The sequence below is a fragment of the Candidatus Baltobacteraceae bacterium genome (assembly GCA_035502855.1).
Classification (GTDB): domain Bacteria; phylum Vulcanimicrobiota; class Vulcanimicrobiia; order Vulcanimicrobiales; family Vulcanimicrobiaceae; genus Aquilonibacter.
On the sequence record DATJTX010000031.1, the window covers coordinates 117,692 to 137,329 of the forward strand.

At 63.5% G+C, this 19,638-nt stretch carries 24 protein-coding genes; 6 read left to right on the top strand and 18 right to left on the bottom strand.

The window, feature by feature from the left end:
• Positions 1-39: 39 nt before the first annotated feature.
• The 5 genes from VMF11_13075 to VMF11_13095 form a co-directional block, all read right to left on the bottom strand.
• Positions 40-2,094, bottom strand: coding sequence for an elongation factor G (locus VMF11_13075; GenBank protein ID HTU71236.1), 2,055 nt, complete (start codon positions 2,092-2,094; stop codon positions 40-42).
• Positions 2,095-2,109: 15 nt separating this feature from the next.
• Positions 2,110-3,606 (bottom strand): hypothetical protein, encoded by a 1,497-nt coding sequence (locus VMF11_13080; protein HTU71237.1) that lies wholly within the window; start codon positions 3,604-3,606, stop codon positions 2,110-2,112.
• 98 nt (positions 3,607-3,704) lie between these two features.
• Complete coding sequence (locus VMF11_13085; protein ID HTU71238.1) at positions 3,705-4,415, bottom strand: hypothetical protein; 711 nt, start codon at positions 4,413-4,415, stop codon at positions 3,705-3,707.
• An 11-nt stretch (positions 4,416-4,426) separates the two neighbouring features.
• Positions 4,427-5,170, bottom strand: a complete 744-nt coding sequence (locus VMF11_13090) for a methylated-DNA--[protein]-cysteine S-methyltransferase (protein HTU71239.1) — start codon at positions 5,168-5,170, stop codon at positions 4,427-4,429.
• Entirely contained in the window at positions 5,157-5,825 is a 669-nt protein-coding gene (locus VMF11_13095; protein HTU71240.1) for a sigma-70 family RNA polymerase sigma factor, read from the bottom strand. The genes VMF11_13090 and VMF11_13095 overlap by 14 nt, the downstream gene beginning before the upstream one ends.
• A 205-nt stretch (positions 5,826-6,030) precedes the next feature.
• On the opposite strand from VMF11_13095, the gene VMF11_13100 reads away from it, so the two are divergent.
• Positions 6,031-6,423 carry a hypothetical protein gene (locus VMF11_13100; protein ID HTU71241.1) on the top strand — a complete coding sequence of 131 codons (393 nt, stop codon included), beginning with the start codon at positions 6,031-6,033 and terminating at the stop codon, positions 6,421-6,423.
• 12 nt (positions 6,424-6,435) lie between these two features.
• Here the strand turns inward: VMF11_13100 and VMF11_13105 are convergent, their stop codons facing one another.
• The 3 genes from VMF11_13105 to VMF11_13115 are packed head-to-tail and all read right to left on the bottom strand — an operon-like array spanning position 6,436 to position 8,238.
• Positions 6,436-7,176, bottom strand: a complete 741-nt coding sequence (locus VMF11_13105) for a hypothetical protein (protein ID HTU71242.1) — start codon at positions 7,174-7,176, stop codon at positions 6,436-6,438.
• A gap of 16 nt (positions 7,177-7,192) precedes the next feature.
• Positions 7,193-7,990 carry a hypothetical protein gene (locus VMF11_13110; GenBank protein ID HTU71243.1) on the bottom strand — a complete coding sequence of 266 codons (798 nt, stop codon included), beginning with the start codon at positions 7,988-7,990 and terminating at the stop codon, positions 7,193-7,195.
• Positions 7,918-8,238, bottom strand: coding sequence for a hypothetical protein (locus VMF11_13115; protein HTU71244.1), 321 nt, complete (start codon positions 8,236-8,238; stop codon positions 7,918-7,920). The genes VMF11_13110 and VMF11_13115 overlap by 73 nt, the downstream gene beginning before the upstream one ends.
• A 61-nt stretch (positions 8,239-8,299) precedes the next feature.
• On the opposite strand from VMF11_13115, the gene VMF11_13120 reads away from it, so the two are divergent.
• Both VMF11_13120 and VMF11_13125 read left to right on the top strand, forming a co-directional pair.
• Entirely contained in the window at positions 8,300-8,686 is a 387-nt protein-coding gene (locus VMF11_13120) for a hypothetical protein (protein ID HTU71245.1), read from the top strand.
• A gap of 3 nt (positions 8,687-8,689) precedes the next feature.
• Entirely contained in the window at positions 8,690-9,523 is an 834-nt protein-coding gene (locus VMF11_13125; protein HTU71246.1) for a hypothetical protein, read from the top strand.
• Between the two features lie 8 nt (positions 9,524-9,531).
• Here the strand turns inward: VMF11_13125 and VMF11_13130 are convergent, their stop codons facing one another.
• The 6 genes from VMF11_13130 to sufC are packed head-to-tail and all read right to left on the bottom strand — an operon-like array spanning position 9,532 to position 15,053.
• Positions 9,532-11,157 (bottom strand): cation acetate symporter, encoded by a 1,626-nt coding sequence (locus VMF11_13130; GenBank protein HTU71247.1) that lies wholly within the window; start codon positions 11,155-11,157, stop codon positions 9,532-9,534.
• On the bottom strand, positions 11,154-11,483 hold the full coding sequence (locus tag VMF11_13135) for a DUF485 domain-containing protein (protein HTU71248.1): 330 nt from the start codon (positions 11,481-11,483) through the stop codon (positions 11,154-11,156). Before VMF11_13135 ends, VMF11_13130 begins: the two co-directional genes overlap by 4 nt.
• 30 nt (positions 11,484-11,513) lie before the next feature.
• Positions 11,514-11,903, bottom strand: a complete 390-nt coding sequence (locus VMF11_13140) for an SUF system NifU family Fe-S cluster assembly protein (GenBank protein HTU71249.1) — start codon at positions 11,901-11,903, stop codon at positions 11,514-11,516.
• Between the two features lie 15 nt (positions 11,904-11,918).
• On the bottom strand, positions 11,919-13,157 hold the full coding sequence (locus VMF11_13145) for a cysteine desulfurase (protein ID HTU71250.1): 1,239 nt from the start codon (positions 13,155-13,157) through the stop codon (positions 11,919-11,921).
• Positions 13,154-14,290, bottom strand: coding sequence for a Fe-S cluster assembly protein SufD (gene sufD, locus VMF11_13150; GenBank protein ID HTU71251.1), 1,137 nt, complete (start codon positions 14,288-14,290; stop codon positions 13,154-13,156). Before sufD ends, VMF11_13145 begins: the two co-directional genes overlap by 4 nt.
• Positions 14,283-15,053, bottom strand: coding sequence for a Fe-S cluster assembly ATPase SufC (gene sufC, locus VMF11_13155; GenBank protein ID HTU71252.1), 771 nt, complete (start codon positions 15,051-15,053; stop codon positions 14,283-14,285). The genes sufD and sufC overlap by 8 nt, the downstream gene beginning before the upstream one ends.
• A 91-nt stretch (positions 15,054-15,144) precedes the next feature.
• On the opposite strand from sufC, the gene VMF11_13160 reads away from it, so the two are divergent.
• Positions 15,145-15,801 carry a helix-turn-helix domain-containing protein gene (locus VMF11_13160; protein HTU71253.1) on the top strand — a complete coding sequence of 219 codons (657 nt, stop codon included), beginning with the start codon at positions 15,145-15,147 and terminating at the stop codon, positions 15,799-15,801.
• A 5-nt stretch (positions 15,802-15,806) separates the two neighbouring features.
• Positions 15,807-16,289: an iron-sulfur cluster assembly scaffold protein gene (locus VMF11_13165; GenBank protein ID HTU71254.1), complete on the top strand. Its 483-nt coding sequence runs from the start codon at positions 15,807-15,809 to the stop codon at positions 16,287-16,289.
• Here the strand turns inward: VMF11_13165 and thpR are convergent.
• From thpR to VMF11_13185, 4 genes are read right to left on the bottom strand one after another with little or no spacing between them, the layout of a single operon-like run.
• A complete protein-coding gene (gene thpR, locus VMF11_13170) occupies positions 16,270-16,818 on the bottom strand; it encodes an RNA 2',3'-cyclic phosphodiesterase (protein ID HTU71255.1) in 549 nt (182 codons plus the stop codon). The genes VMF11_13165 and thpR overlap by 20 nt on opposite strands.
• A 7-nt stretch (positions 16,819-16,825) precedes the next feature.
• The gene (locus tag VMF11_13175; protein HTU71256.1) at positions 16,826-17,467 is read right to left on the bottom strand and encodes an MBL fold metallo-hydrolase; all 642 of its coding nucleotides are present in this window, start codon (positions 17,465-17,467) and stop codon (positions 16,826-16,828) included.
• Positions 17,464-17,955 carry a flavin reductase family protein gene (locus VMF11_13180; protein ID HTU71257.1) on the bottom strand — a complete coding sequence of 164 codons (492 nt, stop codon included), beginning with the start codon at positions 17,953-17,955 and terminating at the stop codon, positions 17,464-17,466. The genes VMF11_13175 and VMF11_13180 overlap by 4 nt, the downstream gene beginning before the upstream one ends.
• Positions 17,952-18,533, bottom strand: a complete 582-nt coding sequence (locus VMF11_13185; GenBank protein HTU71258.1) for an O-methyltransferase — start codon at positions 18,531-18,533, stop codon at positions 17,952-17,954. The genes VMF11_13180 and VMF11_13185 overlap by 4 nt, the downstream gene beginning before the upstream one ends.
• 58 nt (positions 18,534-18,591) lie before the next feature.
• Between VMF11_13185 and VMF11_13190 the strand changes: the two genes are divergently transcribed.
• Positions 18,592-19,308: an LON peptidase substrate-binding domain-containing protein gene (locus tag VMF11_13190; GenBank protein ID HTU71259.1), complete on the top strand. Its 717-nt coding sequence runs from the start codon at positions 18,592-18,594 to the stop codon at positions 19,306-19,308.
• Positions 19,309-19,638 lie beyond the last annotated feature (330 nt).

Below are 19,638 nucleotides of genomic sequence, written 5' to 3' on the forward strand. Positions count from 1 at the left end.
CGGTCCGGATCGAGGAGCCGCAATCCGGGCAGGCTGCTCCTAGACGGCGGCTTTCGGGCTGACGCGGCCTCCCTGTACCGGATCGTAGCGCTCGTGCCGAGACAGGAACGTTCCCAGGCCCTGGGTCCCGGTGCGCAGCTCGGTGATGTAGCGCGAGAGTTCGACCTGTGGAACATCGGCCTCGACCACGTCGAAGCCGATCTGCTCCGCCGGGTTCATTCCGAGAATTTGACCGCGCTTGCCGGTGAGCTGTTGGATGACGGTCGAGGTATATTGCGTCGGAACGGTGACCGTAACGCGCGAAATCGGCTCGAGCACCACCGGATGACACTTGGGCAGCGCATCGCGGACGCCCATGCCCGCCGCGGTCTTGAACGCCTGCTCGCTCGAATCCACATCGTGATAGGCTCCATCGTAGAGCGTCACGTGCACGTCGGTCACGGGAAACCCGTTCGGCCCATGCGTGAGCGCCTCGCGCACGCCTTTCTCTACCGCCGGGATGAATTGCCGGGGAACCACGCCGCCCACGATCTTTTCGTCGAAGCTTACCCCCGAGCCGCGTTCACGGGGCTCGAAACGCAGCCACACGTCCCCGAACTGGCCGTGACCGCCGGTTTGATGCTTGTAACGCGAATGGACCTCGGTCCCGGTTGTAATCGTCTCTTGATACGGAATCTGCGGCGCCGCGGTGTCGACTTCCACCTTGTATTTGCGTGCCAAACGTTCGACGGCGATCGCGACATGCTGTTCGCCGCTGCCGAGCAAGAGCAGTTCGGCGGTGATTTCGGCTCGGTTCAGTTTGAGCGAGGGATCCTCGTCGACGATGCGCGCCAACATCGAGAAGATCTTGGCTTCGTCGATGCGCTCTTTCGGCTTGATCGCGATCGCGAAGCACGGCTCAGCGAGCGCAACACGCGGAAGCAGCACTTTATGACCGTTGCCCGTGAGTACATCGCCGGTTTTCACCGCTTCGAGACGGGCGATCGCGACGATCGCGCCGGGGCCGGCATCGGCGATCGGCTCCTGCTTCTTGCCTTGCAGCCGATAGAGTCCGCCCGAGCGGACCTTCTCGCCCCCTTGCGTGATGTCGGTGAGCGTCGCATCGGATTTCAGCGTGCCCGAGAGCACGCGCACGATCGAGAGTTTCCCCGACTGCGGATGAATGACGGTCTTGATCACGTGCGCGATCGGCGGAGCCGCCGGGTCGGGTGCGATCGGACGGCCTTCGGCATCGAGCACGGGCGCCTGCGCGGGCGAGGGGAACCAGCGCTCGAGCGCGCGCATCAAGGCGGTCACGCCGGCACCGCTTGCGCCGGCGGCGACGAGCACCGGAACGATTTGGTCGTGCGAACACTCGCTGCACAGATCGCGCTCGACTTCATCGAGCGGCGGTTCAACGCCCTCGAGTAATTCTTCCATCAGGTGATCGTCGAAATCGGCCATCGCCTCGAGCAATTCACCGTGTGCCTTACGCACGCGCTCGAGTACGTCTCCGGGCACTGCGCCTTCCCGCTCACCCTCGCTCTCGTACGAATACGCTTTCATATCGCACAGATCGACGTAGCCCGAAAATCCGCTCGTCTTCTCGTCCGCCGCCGAACGAGAGAAGAGCGGCCACTGCTCGGCGACGACGTGGCGACCGTAGAGCGATTGAAGCGCGGCGAGCGTACCCTCGAAATCAGCGCCCGGGCGGTCGAGCTTGTTTACGACGAAGCAGTGTGGCAATTTCCGCGACTCGAGGTAGTCGACCAACGTTTTGGTTTGGACGACGCGAGCCGGATCGGCTTCGACGACGATCGCGGCGCCGTCGGCGCCGCAGAGGACGAGCTTGGTTTCTTCATAGAAATCGATGAAACCGGGCGCATCGATGATCGTCAGATCGACCCCGCCGCAGACACAGTGCGCGAAGCCTGCGGTCGTGGATTGCGCGTGCGAGACGTCTTCGGGTTCATGATCGGTGACGGTCGTGCCGTCGGAGATCGATCCGCGCCGTCCGATCGCGCCGGCGTGCGCAAGCACAGCCTCAACGAGCGTCGTCTTCCCAGCGTGATGCGGGCCGACAAAAGCGATGTTACGTTGCCGCTCGATGTCCATGCTGCTCTCCCACGCCTATCGGCGTTTGGTGGTTTTCTTCTTGCTCGTTCCCTTCAGCGGCTTCGAAGCCGGTTTGGCGACTTTCTTGACCGCCTTCTTCACGCCGGTTTTGGCTGCGCCGGCTTTTCGAGCCGGAGGCGCTTTTTTAACCGCACCCGGCTTCTTTGCCGGGAGCTTCTTGCCCGCTGCCTTCTTGGCGGGAGCCTTCTTGGCCGCGGCTTTCTTGACTGGAGCCGCCTTCTTCTTGATGGGAAGCGCCTTCTTGGCCGGCGCGGCTTTCTTGCCGGCGGCCTTTTTCTTGACCGGCGCCGCCTTGGCTGCGGTGATCTTTTTGACCGGTGCCGCAGCTTTCTTGACCGGCGCCTTTTTTGCCACCGCGGCTTTCTTGGCCGTGGTGGCTTTTGCGGCTGACTCCGGGCTTCGCTTCGAACTCGATTTGGGGGAAACCGCCGCGGTTGGGCGCTTGGTCAGGCGCTCCGGGCTGCTCGCTCGCTTTTTCGGGCCGAGGTCGCGCGAGGTCTTCGCGCTCTCGCGTGCCGCCCGCGGCGTAAGCTCGGGCTGGTCGGGCAGGCCGAGTTCGGCGCGGCCGAATCCGGTGATGCTGCTGCCCGGCTGCGCCGGCTCGGGAGAGCGCTGCGCCTGCGCTTCGAGATGTTCGCGCGTAGCACGCAGGACGACACGCGCCAGACGGCCGGCCACGGGGAAGACCACCTCGTTGATCTCGCATTCGTCCAGCATTCCCAGCACGACGTCGAACGCGCCGCCCTGATCTTTCGGACTATGCGCATCCGAACCGATCGCAATGCCGACGCCGCGCGCCTTGGCTTTGCGCATCAGGCGCTTGTTGGCGGCAATGTATTTGGCTCGCTGCTCCTCGTTCTCGGCGCGGTAGATCAGACGCGTGTTGACTTCCACCGCCATGCCGCGCGCATGCGCGAGGTCGAGCAGCCGGTTCTCGTACCCTTCGAGTTTTTTCTCGTCGGGCCAATGACCCAAAGCCGCCGGTTTGTAAAAGTGGCCGACGATGTGCCCGGGCAGCTTTTCGATATCGTCGAAGAGACGGGCGACGTACAATTCCCAGGTCCGCTCGGTACCGACGTGGTCGTAGAGATGCGCGAATTCGGGATTGTCGTAGGGCCACATGAAGTCCGCGCCCTTCTCGGGATGATCGATCGGCAAGAAATGGACCGAGCGGATGATTCCGTCCGGTCGCATTGCGTCGACGATGTTCTGCGCGTCCGGTCGCGCGCGCGGGTCGTTGTCGACCTCGGCGCCGATCGAAAAGCGCATGCCGCGTCGCAAGCTTTCGCCGACCACCGCGGCATGAGCGACGTCGACCCCGGCGGTCTCGGCCGCGCCGTAGAGATCGCCGGCGTGGGCGAGCTTGAGCGCGCGGCGCACCGTGTGCACCGCGCCGGGATCTTCGAACGTGAGATAGTTGATGTGGTCCGTGACCATCAAAAAGCGCGGCGAATTACGCCGGCACGCATGATAGAACCAGAGGAAGAGCATCCGTGGCGAGTACGCGATGGGTCGTTCCTCGGTAAACGGACGATGTTCGCCCTTGGCGTGACCGTGGACATCGGGGATCGCGGCAATACGAGGGTCGCTCAGCGTTCTACTTCCTTTACACCGCGGGGAATCCAGGTCGAGGACTTCGCCCCGACGCGAGGCTTCGACGATTCGGGCGTGCGCTGATCGACCCAGGGCGCGAGCACCTCGATCGTGATCTCGACGCCTTTTTTCATCAGCTCGAACGACATCGAGGGATTCGCCTCGCTTCCGGCGGCGATCGCCTGCGCGGGAAGGTAGGGCAGATGGAGGAGTCCGACCAGCGCCGGGGGGACGCCGTGCTCCGTGAGCGCCAGCATTTCGTATAGCGCTTGATTGCCGATAAACGTCCCGGCGGTATTCGAAACGTAGCCCGGCACGCCGGCTGCGCTCCAGGCCTCGATGATCTTTTCGAAGGGGAGATTCGAGATGCGCGCCTCCGGGCCGCCGCGAGCGACGACGTCGCCCTTGCGCATCACACCGACGTTGTCGGGAAATTCGAAATCCAGGATGTTGACGGCAACGCGTTCGAGTGAAAGCGCGGTGCGCCCCCCAAATTGAGAAAGCAGCAGCACGATATCCGGCTGATCGAGGAGCAGCGCCTGCTCGAAACGCTCGCGTACGTTGCGCGTTTCGACCGGGATGACGCGGGCCGCAATCGGCCGCCCGGACACGATCGCGCCATCCAAAGCGCGCGCGACCATCTCGCTCGGGTTGACCTTGTCACCGCCAAAGGGCTCGAAACCCGCGATGAGGATATGTTTAGCCACCACCGCTTAGGTTAAAGCTTGCGTGCGGTGTAGCCTTCCATCTTGAGCAAGCGCGCCTTCATCTCGATTCCGTAGCCGTAGTTGTGGAGATCGCCTTGCGCGTCGACCACGCGGTGGCACGGAAAAAGCAGCGGGAGCGGATTGCGGGCCATCACCTGCCCGACCGCGCGCGCGGCGCGCGGCCGGCCGATCTTCGAGGCAACCCATGAATAGGAGCGGACCTCGCCCGGCGGGATTTGGGCAGCCGCCCGCAGCGCGGCCTGCTCGAACGGCGTCAGGTCCTCGATGTCGACGAACCGGTCGTCGACGCGCCACGTGGCAAAGAACTGCTCGAGCGTACGGCTGAGCCAGGCGGGCGCTTCGCCCGAGACGACGGGGCGCCGTAGGCGGCTCTCCACCCGTGCGCGCACCTGCTCGAATGCTTCCCCGGTGTCAATGCCGATGTAGGTGATCTTGCTCTCTTTGAAGCCGACGTAGAGGCGGCCGATCGGCGTATGAGCGGAGGTCAATACGACCGGAGTCGTGCGCTCGCGCTGCCGGATCTGCGCGATGTGTTCGATGACGCTCTTCGCGAGATCGCACGAGGGTTCGGGTTGCGGCAAACAGGAGAGGCAGTAGGCGACGCCTTCGAACTCCTCATAGAGAGCCTGACAGTGCTGACAAGCGCGAAGATGGATGTCGACGGCTTCCTTGACGGACTCCTGACAGTCTCCTCGCATCTCATCCCAGAGTTCTTCGACGTCACGACAGCGCATGAACGGGGTCTCCTTCGGGGGCGATGCGTCCGATTTGCGGACCAAGTATGCGGCGTAGGATGCGGACCGCACGATGCACGTGCGACTTTACGGTTCCGATGGGTTGATGCAGGATCTCCGCGATCTCCGGATGGCTGCGGCCTTCGATGAAGCGCAGCGTTGCCGCCGCGCGCAGATGCATGGGCAGTTGTAAGAGCGCACGCTCTACCAGGGCAACCTCGGCGTTTTGCTCGACGATCGTTTCGGGCTGCGGCGGGCCGTCGTGTGACTCGCGCAGGAGCGCGTCGGGATCGGCGAGCGCGTCAAGCGCAACGTTGGTCGGACGCTTGCTGCGCAGGCGATTGCGCGTCACGTTGAGCGTGATCGTGTAGAGCCACGGCTGCAGGCGCAGATCGGCCCGCTGTTCGAGCGACATTTTGCCAAGCGCGCGGTAAGCACGCACGAACGCGTCTTGTACGATTTCCTCGGCGTCCTCGCGGTTGCCGGTCATGCGCAACGCGAAACCGTAAAGACGGCGCTGGTAGTCGTCGACGATCCGATCGAAGGTTTCGGTGCTCGGCACGCCCCGTTCCGGCGTCCGATCGGACGGCGGTTTGGGCGGCTGGGCCGCTGGTGGCACGTGGACTCCCCGCAGGAGTGGTGCGAGCGCGCTCATACGCTGGCTCTTGACCGCTCTCGATACGCGCTGGGTTTCACGCTCGGCCGCCAAAAATCCTCAAAGTCGCGCCAGGGCCGGCGGCCACCGCGGGGAAACTCTCAACATGGTACACGACGTGCCGCACGCACCATTGAATGACCGCCGGTCGCTTGAAGCGACGCGGCGGTCATTATTTTGCGGCTTTAGCGAGAGAGGGACGCCAATGCACCGGACGATCGAGCCGACGGAGATCTCATTCGACGCGTACACGCTGTGCAGTTTTCTGCCGCAACTCGACTCGTCGCGCGCGATACCGTTGGTTCTCATCGGTTACCGTCGCAATCAGGATCCTTGGTTCGTCTGGCTCGTTCCGAAAGAGGGTATCAGCGCGGTCGGATTGACCGACGATCCCTATTACGCCAAAGTGTTGCACGATCCGCATTCGTATTTTACGAAGAAGCTTTCGAAATACATCGAAGAGACCGGCAGCGTCAAGCGCGGCATCGAAATGCTGATCGATTGCCACCAGAATCACCTGGCCTTTACGCCGGTGACGCACCTCTCGGAAATGCCGTTCACCCACCCCCTGGAGGTGCAGCTGGTCGGAGCCTTCTGATTTAGCCCGGGCTTAGTGCGGCTCGATGATGTCGTTGCTCGCTCGGATGACGCGGTGATAGATGATTTTGACGGGTACCGCGGCGTTTTCGGCCTGAAGTTTGCCGTCGATCGTCAGAGTCGCGTCGAGCGCGAGCAGTAGTGCACCGCGTGCGGCGTAATAGGCCGTCCCGTCCATGTGCATCCGACCCGAGAGCAGCGCGCCCGGATGTTCGGGGAGCGTGCCGCTCATCGGCCCGTCGGCCTCGAAGCGCACGCCGACGACGGCGAAGCCCTGCACCTTCCCCGGCGGCGCCGAGCGCAAGTACCCGCTTAGTTCCGATCCTCCCAGAGGTGAGGCTGCCCTGAACGGAACCAGGCCGTGCAGATGTTTGAGATCGCGCAGCGTGATCGCGTCGAGCTGCACTGCGAACGGCTGGTTGAGGATCGTGAGAAAATCAGGGTCTTCGTCGCTGCGGTCGTCAAAGGTGCCGTCGCGCTCGAGCACTTGAACGAATTCGGCATGAACCGATGCTTTGCCCGACTCGCCGGTGCGCGTATAGCTGACGTCGGCAACGTAGCGGCGGCCGCGCCCTTCCGGCATGACTTCGAGGCGCTCGACCCCGCGATACACGATGTGCGTTGCGCGCAGGGTGGTTCCCACGCGATACGTATCCTCTCCCGTGACGCCGTACATCTGTGCGGCGAGCGCGCGAGGAGTGAGCGAAGGGATCAGCGCGCAAACGATGACGGCGATCCTGAGCGAAAAATACATCTTCTTTTTAACAGTATCATTCGCGGCAAGGGTCGCTGGGTTCATAACCGATCGCGTCGAGATAAACGAACGTGCAAAAAGCTTGAACCACCGGCAAGAGAAGCACTTCCGGCAACGCATCCGCCCAAAAAGCCGCCTGCGCGATGTGGCGAGCGTCTAAGGCGCCTTGGACCAAGTCGGCGGTCGCAGTGGGCAGCAGTACGCTCAGTGCGAAGAGGATCAGCGCGCGCGCGAAAGAGGCCCCCTGCCAGACCACGGCCATGCTCGCGCCGAACGACCGGGGAACGAGAAGCCACCACGGCTCGGCGTCATCGGCGACGGTCGCGTGGACGTCCGCAAAGACCATCGAGACGGCGACCAGTGCGACCGCCGTGCCGAGGACTTTTTGCAAAAGATCGGTGCCGGCGATCGAGAGTATCGCGATCCCGGCAACCAGTGCGAACACCAGGTCCACCAAGAGCACGGCCCACGAGCGCTCGAGCACGCGCAGCCATGCCCAGGCCGCGCCCTCGCCGCGCACGTCGGCGTATGAAAACGCATTGACGATTGCGACGAAAAACGGCTGCACCAAGGCTCCCGACACGATCAGCGCGGTATTCGAGTGCCAGTTGAAAACGATCGCAGCCTCGGCGGCGACGACCACAGCGCCGCCGAGCAGATAGAGTCCGGCGTGACGGGCGAGCGATCGAAACGCGCGCGCCAGTAACGCGATCAGCGAAGCATGGGGCGCGGGTGTAGGATCTACGGCTGCAGCTCGAGGCCGGCGCGGCTGCGCCGGTTGATGAAGAACCGTACCGACACGGTTCCTTCGCACATGACGACCGCGTCGCCATCGCTGAAATGGCGGCCGTCGATGTCGACCGTGAAATCACCCGCTGCCAGACCCGCAAGCGTGCGAACGACGCTGCGCTGGAATTTGTCGTGCGGCGCTCGCTCGCCGATCGCTTCACGTACGGCCAGCGCGAGGAGTTCGCGAACGCGGAGCGGTGTCGCAAGCGCGAACGCGGCCGAGCCGGCGGCGGCGACGGCGTGGAGATCGAGCGGCACGCGAACGCGAATCACGGCAATATCTTTGGCGCATCTTCGAGGAGCCGCCTGCCGTGAGGGAGTACGGTATCATCCGATGCCTCCGTCTGGGAACGTGCCCGCGCAGACGCTGGTCGACGCGGTCGAAAAGCGCGTCGCGCGTATGGATGACGCCGCTTTGGCCGACGTGCTGCACGGTGGTCTGCCGTCGATGCCGCACGGCGCGGTTGCTGCGCTCGTTGCGTCGATTTTCGATGCATTCCGCGATCGCGGTGAATCGTCCGAGGATGCAGCCGAAGGCGCCAACGCTTCGCTCGATCGGCTCGTGGGTGCGGAACCCCCGGCGGTTGCGGCGCTGGTCGATTACGCTCGCGGCAATGCGGGACTGTTGAAAGAGGCGCTGACGCACTACGCCGAGGAGCACGCAGCCCAACTTTCTGGTTTGCCCGCCCCGCTCGTGGCCGGCATCGCGGACTCGCTTTAAGAATTGAGCGATTACCCGCGGCGGCGTAGGCTCGAACCCGAACCGCCAAAGCGCGGCGGTATTCCGATCATCCCGCTGATGGTGCTCGTCATCCTCGGCGGATTGTTGCTTGGGGGCCTGCTGACGAAATTCTTCGGTACGGGCGGTGCATCTGCCCCGAGCCCGAACCCGACGTTCACACCGCTCCCGGGTTCGACCGCGACCTATGCGCCGAGCGCCGCGCCGACGCCGGCGAGTACGCCGACTGGGCGTCCTTCGGTAAAGCCGGCGCGTGCCGCCGAGCGGCGCGCGTCACCGCCGCCGAGCGCTTCGGCTTCGCCGACCGCTTCGGCGTCACCGAGCGCGCGGCCGAGCCGGAAACCAAAGCCGAAGCTGCGGACGCTCGCGCACCCCTCGCCGTCGCATCTGGCGCCGGTGATCGTCTTGACGCCGACGCCGGCCGCAACCGTGAGCGCACCGACTCCGACGCCGCCCCCGCCCCCGCCGACCTTGGTTTCGACGCCTCAGCCGATCGTCTCGTCGACGCCGGTATTGATCACGGGCGCGAACAATTCCGCGCACGCCGCTGCAATCGTGCGAGCCTACATCGCTGCGCTCGCACGCGGCGACACCGCGACGGCCGCCGGTTATCTTGCGAGCGGCTTACCGACCGAGACGTTCATCAATCCCAACGTCAGCGTGAACGTGAGCGACCTGCGCGCGAGCCGCAACGACGACGGCAGCTTCAACGTTACCGTCCAGATCGTCACCTCAAAAGGTAGCTACCTCGCGAGCTTCACGCTGAGCTCGCAGCCGTACGGCTTGCAGATCACGAACCACAGCGCAACCCGACTTTAAACCAAACCCTAGATTTCCGCCCCTAGTCCGGTTGTTGCGCGGACCTGGAGTTGGCTGAACATCGCTTCCGATTCGGGGTCGCGTGCGATCAGCGTGCCGAGGATAGCGGCGAGGAAGCCGAGCGGGACCGACACGATACCGGGATTGCGCAGCGGGAAGAGTGCATGGTCACCCATGACCTCCGGGCTGATCGCGATCAGCGCGAGCGACGAAATGAGTCCGGCGAGCATGCCGCAGATCGCGCCGGAGCGCGAGAAGCGCCGCCACGAGAGCGCGAGGATGAGCGCGGGCGCGTTGGTGCTGGCGGCCACCGCAAACGCCAAGCCGACCAGAAATGCGACGTTGACGGTTCGCAATCCGACCGAGAGTACGATCGAGAGGATCGCGACGATCACGGCGGCGCTGCGCGCAACAAACGCGTGTTCGCGCTCGCTGCCCTCCCCGCCGCGGACGAGACTATCCCAAATATCGTGTGCGAACGCGGACGATGCTGCGATCGTGAGCCCCGCGACCACGGCCAGGATCGTGGCAAATGCCACCGCTGCCACGAAGGCGGTGAGCAGCGGGCCGCCGACGGCGTCGGCGAGAATCGGTGCGGCGAGATTCGTGTTCTGCTGCGGAACGATGTAGCCGAGCTTCGCGAGTTCGGCGTTATACTGCGCAGCGGTCTCGGGGTGGTGCACGATGTACCGAATCGCTTGCGTATCGCGTAGACGTTTGCCGATCTCGTGCTGCCCCACCATCGTTCCCGCGCCCAGGCCCATGATCGCCGTCAAAAGGTAGAAGACGCCGATCAAGGTCATCGCCCAGCCCACCGAAATGCGCGCCGCGTGCGCGGACGGAACGGTGAAGAAACGCATCAGCACGTGCGGCAATCCGGCAGTGCCTAGTACCAGCGCGAGACCGAGCGAGAAAACGTCGAGCGGACCGTTCGGGCCGCTAAAGAACGATCCGGGCCGCAGGAGGTTGATCGTCTGACCGTCGGTCTTGGCGGCCGATGCCGCCGCGAACAACGAGAAAAGCGAGAAATGGAAGTGCGCCAGCACCAGCAGGCTAAGTGCGATCGAGGTGCCGAGCAGAAGCGCCGCCTTGATGATCTGGACCCATGTGGTCGCGAGCATCCCGCCGAAGAGCACGTAAATCAGCATCAGGAGTCCGACGACGATGATCGCGAAGGTCTCATTGATCCGCTGCACTAGCAGATTGATCAATGAGCCTCCGCCGACCATCTGCGCGGTCATGTAAAACAGGGTGATGATCAGCGTCGTAAGTGCGGCGATCGCGCGCACGCCGCGTCCGCGCAGCCGGAAAGCGATGACGTCGGCGACGGTATAACGTCCCGTGTTGCGCAACGGCTCCGCCAGCAGAAAGAGCACGGTGAGATATGCAACCAGCCATCCGATTGCGTAGATGAAGCCGTCGAAGCCGAAGAATGCGATGAGTCCGGTGATGCCGAGAAACGACGTTGCCGACATGTAGTCGCCGGCGATCGCCCAACCGGTTTGCACGCCGCTGATCTCGCGGTGCGCCGTGTAGTAGCCGCGACGCGACGTACTCCGACCCGATGCCCAGTAGGTGATGACCAATGCCATTGCGACGAAGATCGCGAACATGACGAGCGCGCTTTGATTCACTTCGCCAGCTCCGAAACGGCACGATCGACCAGTGCCCGCGCGCGCGTATCGAACGTCCGCGCCTCGCGCATGTAGAGCGCGAGCAGCAGCCACGCCATCAGGAATTGCGTGAATCCGAACGCGTACGCGAGATTGAGCGATCCCCACACGGGACGCTCCATCAGCGCCGGATCATATCCGATACCGGCCAACAGCGCAAAATAGAAGAGTAAAAAAAAGATCGTCGAGGGGACGATGAAACGCCGCCGCGCCCGCAGCAGCGCCTGAAATTCGGGATCCTTCGCAAGCGCGTCCCATTCACTCGCCGTCAAATGGTGATGCTGCATCGCGAGAGCATTCGCTGCGCGCCGAGGCGGCTACTCTTCGTCAGGCCAGCCCGCGAGCTCGCCGATTGCGGCGCTCTTGGCGACGCGCAGGCCGAGCATGGCGCACTTCATGCGCGTCGGGCTGATGCCGATGCCGACATTCTCCAGCACGACGTCTTTGGAGAGGCGCGCCAGCTCCTCGAGCCGCATGCCCTTGATCGTTTCCGTCAGCATCGAGGCCGATGCCTGGCTGATGGCGCAGCCCTTTCCCGAGAAGCGAACGTCGCGCACAACGTCGCCCTCGACGTCGAGCTCCATCCGAATCTGATCTCCGCAGAGCGGGTTGAGATCCTCGGCTACCGCCGCCGGATGCTCGAGGTGCCCGAAATTGCGCGGGTTGCGGTAGTGATCTAGGATGAAATCTCGATAGAAGTCGTCCATTACACCAATACTGGCTTAGACTTTGAAAACACGCGCGGCTTTTTCGATGCCGGCGGCTAGCGCATCGACGTCATCGTGCGAATTGTAGACGTAGAAGGACGCGCGGGCGGTTGCCGGCCAGCCCATCTTTTCCATCAGCGGCATCGTGCAGTGATGGCCGGCACGGATGCAGATTCCTTCGGTGTCGAGGATCGAGGCCAGATCGTGCGCGTGCACGTCGGCAAAGTTGAACGAGAGCACGCCGGAGACCAGCGCGGGATCCTTCGGGCCGTAGATTGCCAGGCCGCGTGACTCGAGCGGGGCGAGGCGTTCGAGCGCGTAGGCGAGTAGCTCACGCTCGTGCGCGCGCACCCAATCCATTCCGAGGTTCGAGAGATAGTCGACGGCGGCGGCGAGACCGATGGCATCGGCGATATTGCTCGTTCCGGCTTCGAACTTCCAGGGGAGCTCGTTGAACTCGGTGTGCTCGTATTCGACCTTGCGAATCATGTCGCCGCCGGCCAGGAACGGCGGCATCGCTTCGAGCAACGCGCGTCTGCCGTAGAGAACGCCGATGCCGGTCGGGCCGAGCATCTTGTGTCCGCTGAAGGCGTAGAAATCGACGTCGAGCGCCTTTACGTCGACCGGGAGATGGGGTATGCCCTGCGCCCCGTCGACGAGGATCGTGGCGCCGGCCGCGCGGGCGGCGGGAACGATGCGATCGAGCGGCGTGATCGTGCCGAGCGTGTTGCTGACGTGCGAGATCGCCAGCAGCTTCGCGCCCTCGAGCAGCCGGTCGAGATGATCGAGCTGGAGCACGCCGCGGTCGTCGGCAGGGATGAAACGCAGCGTCGCGCCCGTCTTCTCGGCCAAGAGCTGCCACGGGACGAGATTCGAATGGTGTTCGAGCTGCGAGGTGAGGATCACGTCGCCCGGCCGCACGTTCTGCAGGCCCCAACTGTAGCCGACGAGGTTGATGGCTTCGGTTGCGTTGCGCGTCCAAATGACTTCGCGGTAGTCCGCATTGATGAATCGCGCGACGGTTACGCGCGCCGCTTCGAACGTTTCGGTTGCGCGCGCGGCGATTTCGTAAACGCCGCGGTGGATATTCGCGTTGTACTGCGTATAATACGTGACGAGCGTATCGATCACGCTCTGCGGCTTCTGCGAGGTCGCGGCCGAGTCGAGATACACCAGCCGCTTTCCGCGCGAAGTCGGGTGGGAGAGGATCGGAAAATCGGCGGCGATCGCCTCGGGGCTACGAACGGCAATCACGCCGTCACCTTGGCTTGCAGCGCCGCGCGTAGTTCTTCGCGTAGCGATTCGGTCGGAAAGCGATCGATCGCAGGTTCGAAAAAGCCCAGCGCGATCATCCGCTCCGCCTCGTTGCGTTCGATGCCCCGGCTGGTCATGTAGAAGATGCTTTCGGGATCGAGCGCCCCGACGGTTGCTCCGTGATACGCTTTGACTTCATTAGCCGCAATTTCGAGCGCGGGAACCGAATCGATATGCGCGGTCTGCGAGAGGAGTAATGCGTCGTCGCGCAGCGACGCATCGCTATGCTGCGCGTGCGGGGCGATGCGGATGTTGCCGAGATAGCGCCCCTGGCCGCGTCCGGCCGCGGCACTCTTGATCAACGTTTCCGACGTGGCGTCGCCGCTGCGATGATCGACGCTGCTTACGATGTCGACGTGCTGCGAGCCGGTTGGAAAGAAGAGCGCGGCGATCTTGGCGTCGACGCCGGGCTGCTCGATGGCGACGGTAAGGTCGCTGACCGAGAGTTGCGCGCCCAATTCCGCGCTGGCCCAACTGATCCGCGCGTCACGGCCCGGGCGAGCGGCCCGGGTAAAGACGATGCGTGCGTCGGGGGGCGCGAACTGCGCCGAGGCATAGGTCACCTCCGCGTTCTCACCGGTCACGACTTCGGCCACGCCGCAGACGAAGGCGCCGCTCTCGAGATCGAGACGTTCGACGATCGTCACCTGCGCGCCGCGCTCGGCCAACACGACGGTATACGGGAAGATCGTCCCGCCGGCGGCGGCGCGATACCGCACGACGATCGGATCGTCGAGCGCGCAATCCGCGCAAACGTAGATGAACGCGCCAAGTCCTGCGTGCGCGAGCGCGAGATGGGCGAATTTGTGTTGGGGTTCGATTGCCCGGCGAAAGGCGCGCGCCAGCAATTCAGCGTGATCGCGCGCGGCAGTCTCTAAGTCGCACGCGATGACGCGCGGCGAAGCGCCCTCGATCTCGACTCTGCCCGCAGCTCCGGTCGAACCGTTCGCGCCCGTCTCGAGCGTCTCGAGATCGATCTTCCAGTACCGCCCGGGCTTTTCGCGTCCGCTGCGCGTACGCGCAAAGGCGCGCAACTCGGTCTCGCGCTCCTGGGCCGACAAAAGATCAGGCAAGTGCGCCGGTCTCCTCACGTAGAACGTCGTACCCTTCGCTCTCGATCCGCTGCGCCAGATCCGCGCCCCCGGTCTTGACGATGCGGCCGTCGATCATCACGTGCACCACGTCGGGCGTAATGTACTGGAGAATGCGCGGATAGTGAGTGATGATCAAAAAGCCGGTATCACGACCCTCGTTGCTTGCGCGCAGTGCGATGATCGTATCGGCGACGTCCTTGAGCGCGTCGACGTCGAGTCCCGAGTCGGTCTCGTCGAGAATTGCGTACTTCGGCGCGAGCACGGCCAGCTGCAGCATCTCGAGCCGCTTCTTTTCTCCGCCCGAGAAACCGTCGTTGAGATACCGGCCCAAAAACGACGGGTCCATGCCGAGCACGTCCATCTTTTCGAGCAGCAGCGTGCGGAATTTCGCGGGCGTGAGCTCGCCCGGACGGACCGCCTGACGCGCGGCGTAGAGAAAGTTGGGAACCTTCACGCCCGGAATCGCGGCCGGATATTGAAAGGAGAGAAAGAGGCCGGCCCGCGCGCGTTTATCGGAAGCGAGGGCGAGCAGGTCCTCGCCGTCCAGGCTCGCGCGGCCCGCCGTAACGTCGTAATGCGGATGGCCGGTAAGGGAGAAGGCAAGCGTCGACTTGCCGCTGCCGTTCGGCCCCATGAGGGCATGGACTTTCCCCGCCTCGACCGTCAAGTCGATCCCCTTGAGGATCTCGTTCCCCTCGACGCTGACCCGCAGGTCTGAAATCTTGAGCCCTGATTCGGCCACGTGCTCTCCTCCGGAGTTAGACTATTGCTCCAGTAGCTTAGGCGAGGAGACCAGAGAAAGTCAAGGATTTACTTTACTATCTTGGGTCTCCGTGATAGGATACCGTACGAACAGCATGCAGGTCGACCGCTTTTTCCAGACCACCCGCGGCAAGATCGTCGCCGAACTACGCGAGCGCGGAAGCGCCTGCGCGGCAGAGCTCGCCGCGTGCTTCGGCCTCTCGCCCAATGCTATTCGTCAGCAGTTGGTCGTGCTCGAGCGGGATGGCCTGGTGGAGGAGCGCGCGGTACGCCGCGGACCGACGAAGCCGACGCTCGAGTTCTCGCTGACCTCCAAAGCCGACTCGCTCTTTCCGCAGCAGTACGATAAGATGCTCGCGGCGGTTCTGCGCGAGGTCAAAGAGCAGTTCGGGAAGCCGGCGGTCGAGCAGATCTTCGGCCGGATCGCGGAGCGCGCCGTCGAGCGGACGAAAGCGAAGGTGACGGCGCCGGACACCGAGGGTAAAGTCGCGCAGCTCACACAAGTTCTGCGCGATCGCGGCGTGGTCGCCGAATACAGTTTGGTCGACGGCGGGTTCTTGCTGCAGGAGCACACCTGTCCGTATCTCGGCGTGGTGAAAGAGCATCCGGAGGTCTGTTCGGTGATCCATCAGGTGATCGACGAGACGATCGGCGGCGAACACGAGCAGATCGAGTCGCTCGCGACCGGCGGAAAGAGCTGCTCGTTTCAATTAAAAGGGGTTAGCTAGCAACCGTGGATTTTGCCAAATTTCAGCGATTGGTCGAGGCGCGCCCGGGTTTCCAGACGATGGAATCACCCACGGCGAGCGGCGAGTACTTCAGTGACTCGTGCGGCGACATGTACAACTTCTTTTTGAGAGTCGGACCGGGAGCGGTGATCGAGGACATCTCGTACTTCACCACCGGCTGCGGCTTCGGTACCGCCACGTGCAGCCTGGTCGTCGAACTGGCGAAGGGCAAGACGATCGAGGAAGCGGCGTCGATTACGAACGCGGATATCGAGGCACAGCTCGCCGGTTACCCCGAGAAGAAGAAAGATTACCCGGAACGCGCGCTCGAGGCGCTCAAAGTCGCGATCGACGACTATCGTGCCAAGGTCGCGAGCGGTTCGGTACCGGATTACGGTGCGATGTCCGCGCCGCCGCGGCCGGTGGTGGCCTCGGCGCCGGCGGCGCAAACGCCGTCCAACGGCAAGATCACGATCTCGCTGCGCTAAGATCGTAGCGCTCGCGCACTTCGTAACGCGTCGATCCCGCGTGCGCGAGCGACTCGAACATCACCAGCTGCGCGACCCGCAGCGTCGCAGGCGCCACATCGAGCATCGGTAACGGTTTCGAAGAGCCGCCCTTTACGCGGGCGATCGTCACGTGCGCCACGGCATCGGCCTCGAACGAGAAATCGCGATCGCGGTACGCATCGCGGAGGTGTTGGCTCAACGTTCGAAACTCTGCACCGGCTTCATAGCAGCCGACGTAGATGATCCGCGGGCGGCGCGTGTTCGGAAACGCGCCGAGTCGATCGAATGGGATTTCGAAGGGCGTATGCCGGGCGGCGGCGTCGCGCAGCACGTCGTTCACGTCGTCCCGGCGTTCCGCTTCGATCCGGCCGAGAAAGGCGAGCGTCACGTGCAGCTTTTCGGCCGGCTCGTAGCGTGCATCGACATTTGCCGCGCGAAGGCGGTTCTGCGCGTTCACGCAGGCGGCCCGTACCGTGTCGTCCAGCTCGATGCCCGCGAACAGCCGCACCGAGCGGCTACCTTCCGCGCAAATAAGGATTGCTCGCGCGTTCGGTTCCGATCGTCGTGAACGCGCCGTGTCCGGGAACGACGTGCGTTGCGTCGGGATAGTCCATCAGTTTGCGCTCGATCGATTGCACGATGTCTTCCATCGACGTGCCGCCGAGATCCCAGCGGCCGATGGAACCGGCGAAGAGCGTATCACCGGTCAGGAGGATTGCCGTCTCGCCGTTGCCGAGCGCGAAACACACACTACCGGGCGTGTGGCCGGGCGTGTGCAGCACCTCGCACGTTACGGCTCCGACGGTGAGGCGGTCGCCGTCGCTCAGATCGCCGTCGAGCGCGACCGGTTCCGGAATCGGCGGCAGGCCGAAGAGCTTGACCAGCCGCGGCTGATCGTGATAAATAGGCAGATCGGCGTGGTGCAGCAGCGCAGAAGACCGCGTCGAGGCGCGCAAGCGGCCAACGTCCGCAATGTGGTCGAAGTGCGCATGGGTGTGGATCAGGTAGCGAGCCCGCAGGCCGAGCTGTTTCAACCTCGCCAGCACGTCGTCGACACCGTCGCCGCCGTCGACCACGATTGCTTCGCGCGTGTCTTCATCACCGACGATGGTCGCGTTACACGCCAGCAATCCCACCGGAAACGTCTCGACGATCATGCTTCCCCCAGCTCGAAATCGCGGAACGCGCTCTCGTAATAGCCGAGCGGGCGTCCCGGGCGCGAGGCGCACGAGAGCACGCGCCCGATGAAGATCGAGTGCGAACCGACGTGGTGCTCGGCTTCGACCACGCAATCGAAATATCCGATCGTCCCCTCGAGCACCGGCGCGCCGGTCACGTCGGTCGTGTAGGCGATCTTCTCGAACTGGCGCTCTTTGATCCCGCTCGAGAAGCGCAGGGCGAGATCCCGCTGTTCGAGCGCTAACAGATTGACGCAGAATGCCCGCGAACTCGAGATGTATAGGTAGCTGCGCGCCTCGCGATTGACGCAGATCAACACCGTCGGCGGGTCGGCGCAGACGCTCGCGAACGCGTTGATCGTGATGCCGCGCGGCTCGTCCTCGCGCAGCGAGGTCACCACGGTGACGCCGGTCGGATTACGGCGCATGACCGTCTTGAACGCGGCCGGTGCAGCCGCAGGCTTCACTTGATACGTGCTCCGATGCCCGTGCCGTTGCCGATCGGCAGGATCGTCGCATCGAGGGCAGGATGGGAGAGAAAGTAGGCGTTGAACTCGTCGAGCCCGCCCACCAAACAGTCGTCGATTACGACGATTCCCGAGAGCTTGAGCATCGGAATTGCCAATTCCAGGTATTCGCGGTAATGCTCGCGGTCGGCGTCGATGAAGACGATATCGAGGTTGCGTACCTGGAAGCTGTTCATGAGCTCCAGCGTATCCTGATTGAAGATCGTAATATAGTCGTCTTCACCCGCACGCTGAAAATACGACAAGGCCACGCTGGTGCGTTCGCTGTCCGGATCGATCGTCCAAATTCGTCCGAGCTGCGGCTGAGCGAGCGCCATCCATAGCGTCGAATACCCGTACCCCGTTCCGATTTCGAGGATCCGGTTGGCTTGCATCATGTGGACCATGACGGAGAGAAAGCGTCCGGTCTCCCGCGAGACGATGGGAACGCCGTCCTTACGGCCGTGCTGCTGCAGTTCGAGCAACAGCGGATGCTGCTCGGGGTGCAGGCCGTCGAGATAGCGCATCAGGTCTTCCATCTACGCTCTCCAGTTAGCGGGGAACCCTCACCGACCTGCTCGAAAGATATCGGCCTCTATGGCCCGGCGTTTACGCCTCTTTCCGCTGAACTCGGTGCTCTTTCCGGGGGCCGTGCTGAATTTGCACATCTTCGAGCCGCGCTACAAACAGATGATCAACGAATGTTTGGAAGCGGGCGAAGGTTTCGGCGTTGCCTTGATTGCGGAAGGGGCGGAGGCGGGTGATCCCAACGTCCTTCCGCACGACGTCGGATCGATTGCGGAGATCGTCGACGTTCAACCGTTGCCGTTCGGCCGGTACTTCATCTCGACGGTCGGCCGCAATCGCTTTCGCATTCGCGAAGTCGTCAGCCGCGAACCCTACCTCGTTGCCGACGTCGACGTGATCGAAGAACCGGAAGTGCCTTCCGATCGCGAAGTCGAAGAACTCATGCCCGCGGTGTGCGCGCTCTTCGAACAATACATCGATCTGCTGGTCGAATTCTCGGGCAGCGAGGGCAGCGTCGATCTTCCCGAGGATCCACAAAGCACCTCGTTTCTGATCGGCGACATGCTCCAAGTCGCCGAACGCGTCAAACAGCGTCTGCTCGAGGTGGCCGACACCAAATCGCGTCTGCGCGCCGAGCACGACTTCCTCGAACGCCTGCTCCCGCAATTGCGAAAACTACTCGAACGCCGCGAGACGGAGTTACACGAACGCCGCGAACGCGGCGAAGAGGATAGCTATCGCGGGACGCAAGAGAAATACTTCGGGAGATTCTTTTCGCAGAATTGAGGCGACGCTCGGAGCGGGCTGCATCGTGCATCGGAGCCGCTCACGATTTTTCCATCCGTGGAAAAATCGCTGCTGCCTTTCTCGCGCCTCTCGCCATCCTGGCTCCGGCGCTCGTACAGAGCCTCCTCCGCACGACGCAGCCCGCTCCTCGCTCGCATAACATGCAAGACAACGCCCAAGCACCGTCACCAACGTCGCGCGAGCAGCGTGTGTCGATTCGCCGCGTTCGCGGCGTTCGTGCGTTGAATTGAATTGAATTGGATGGGATGGAAGGGTCCGACGACCGGGCGAACGGGTTACGCGAGCGGCGAGCACCCTGACATTAACTGT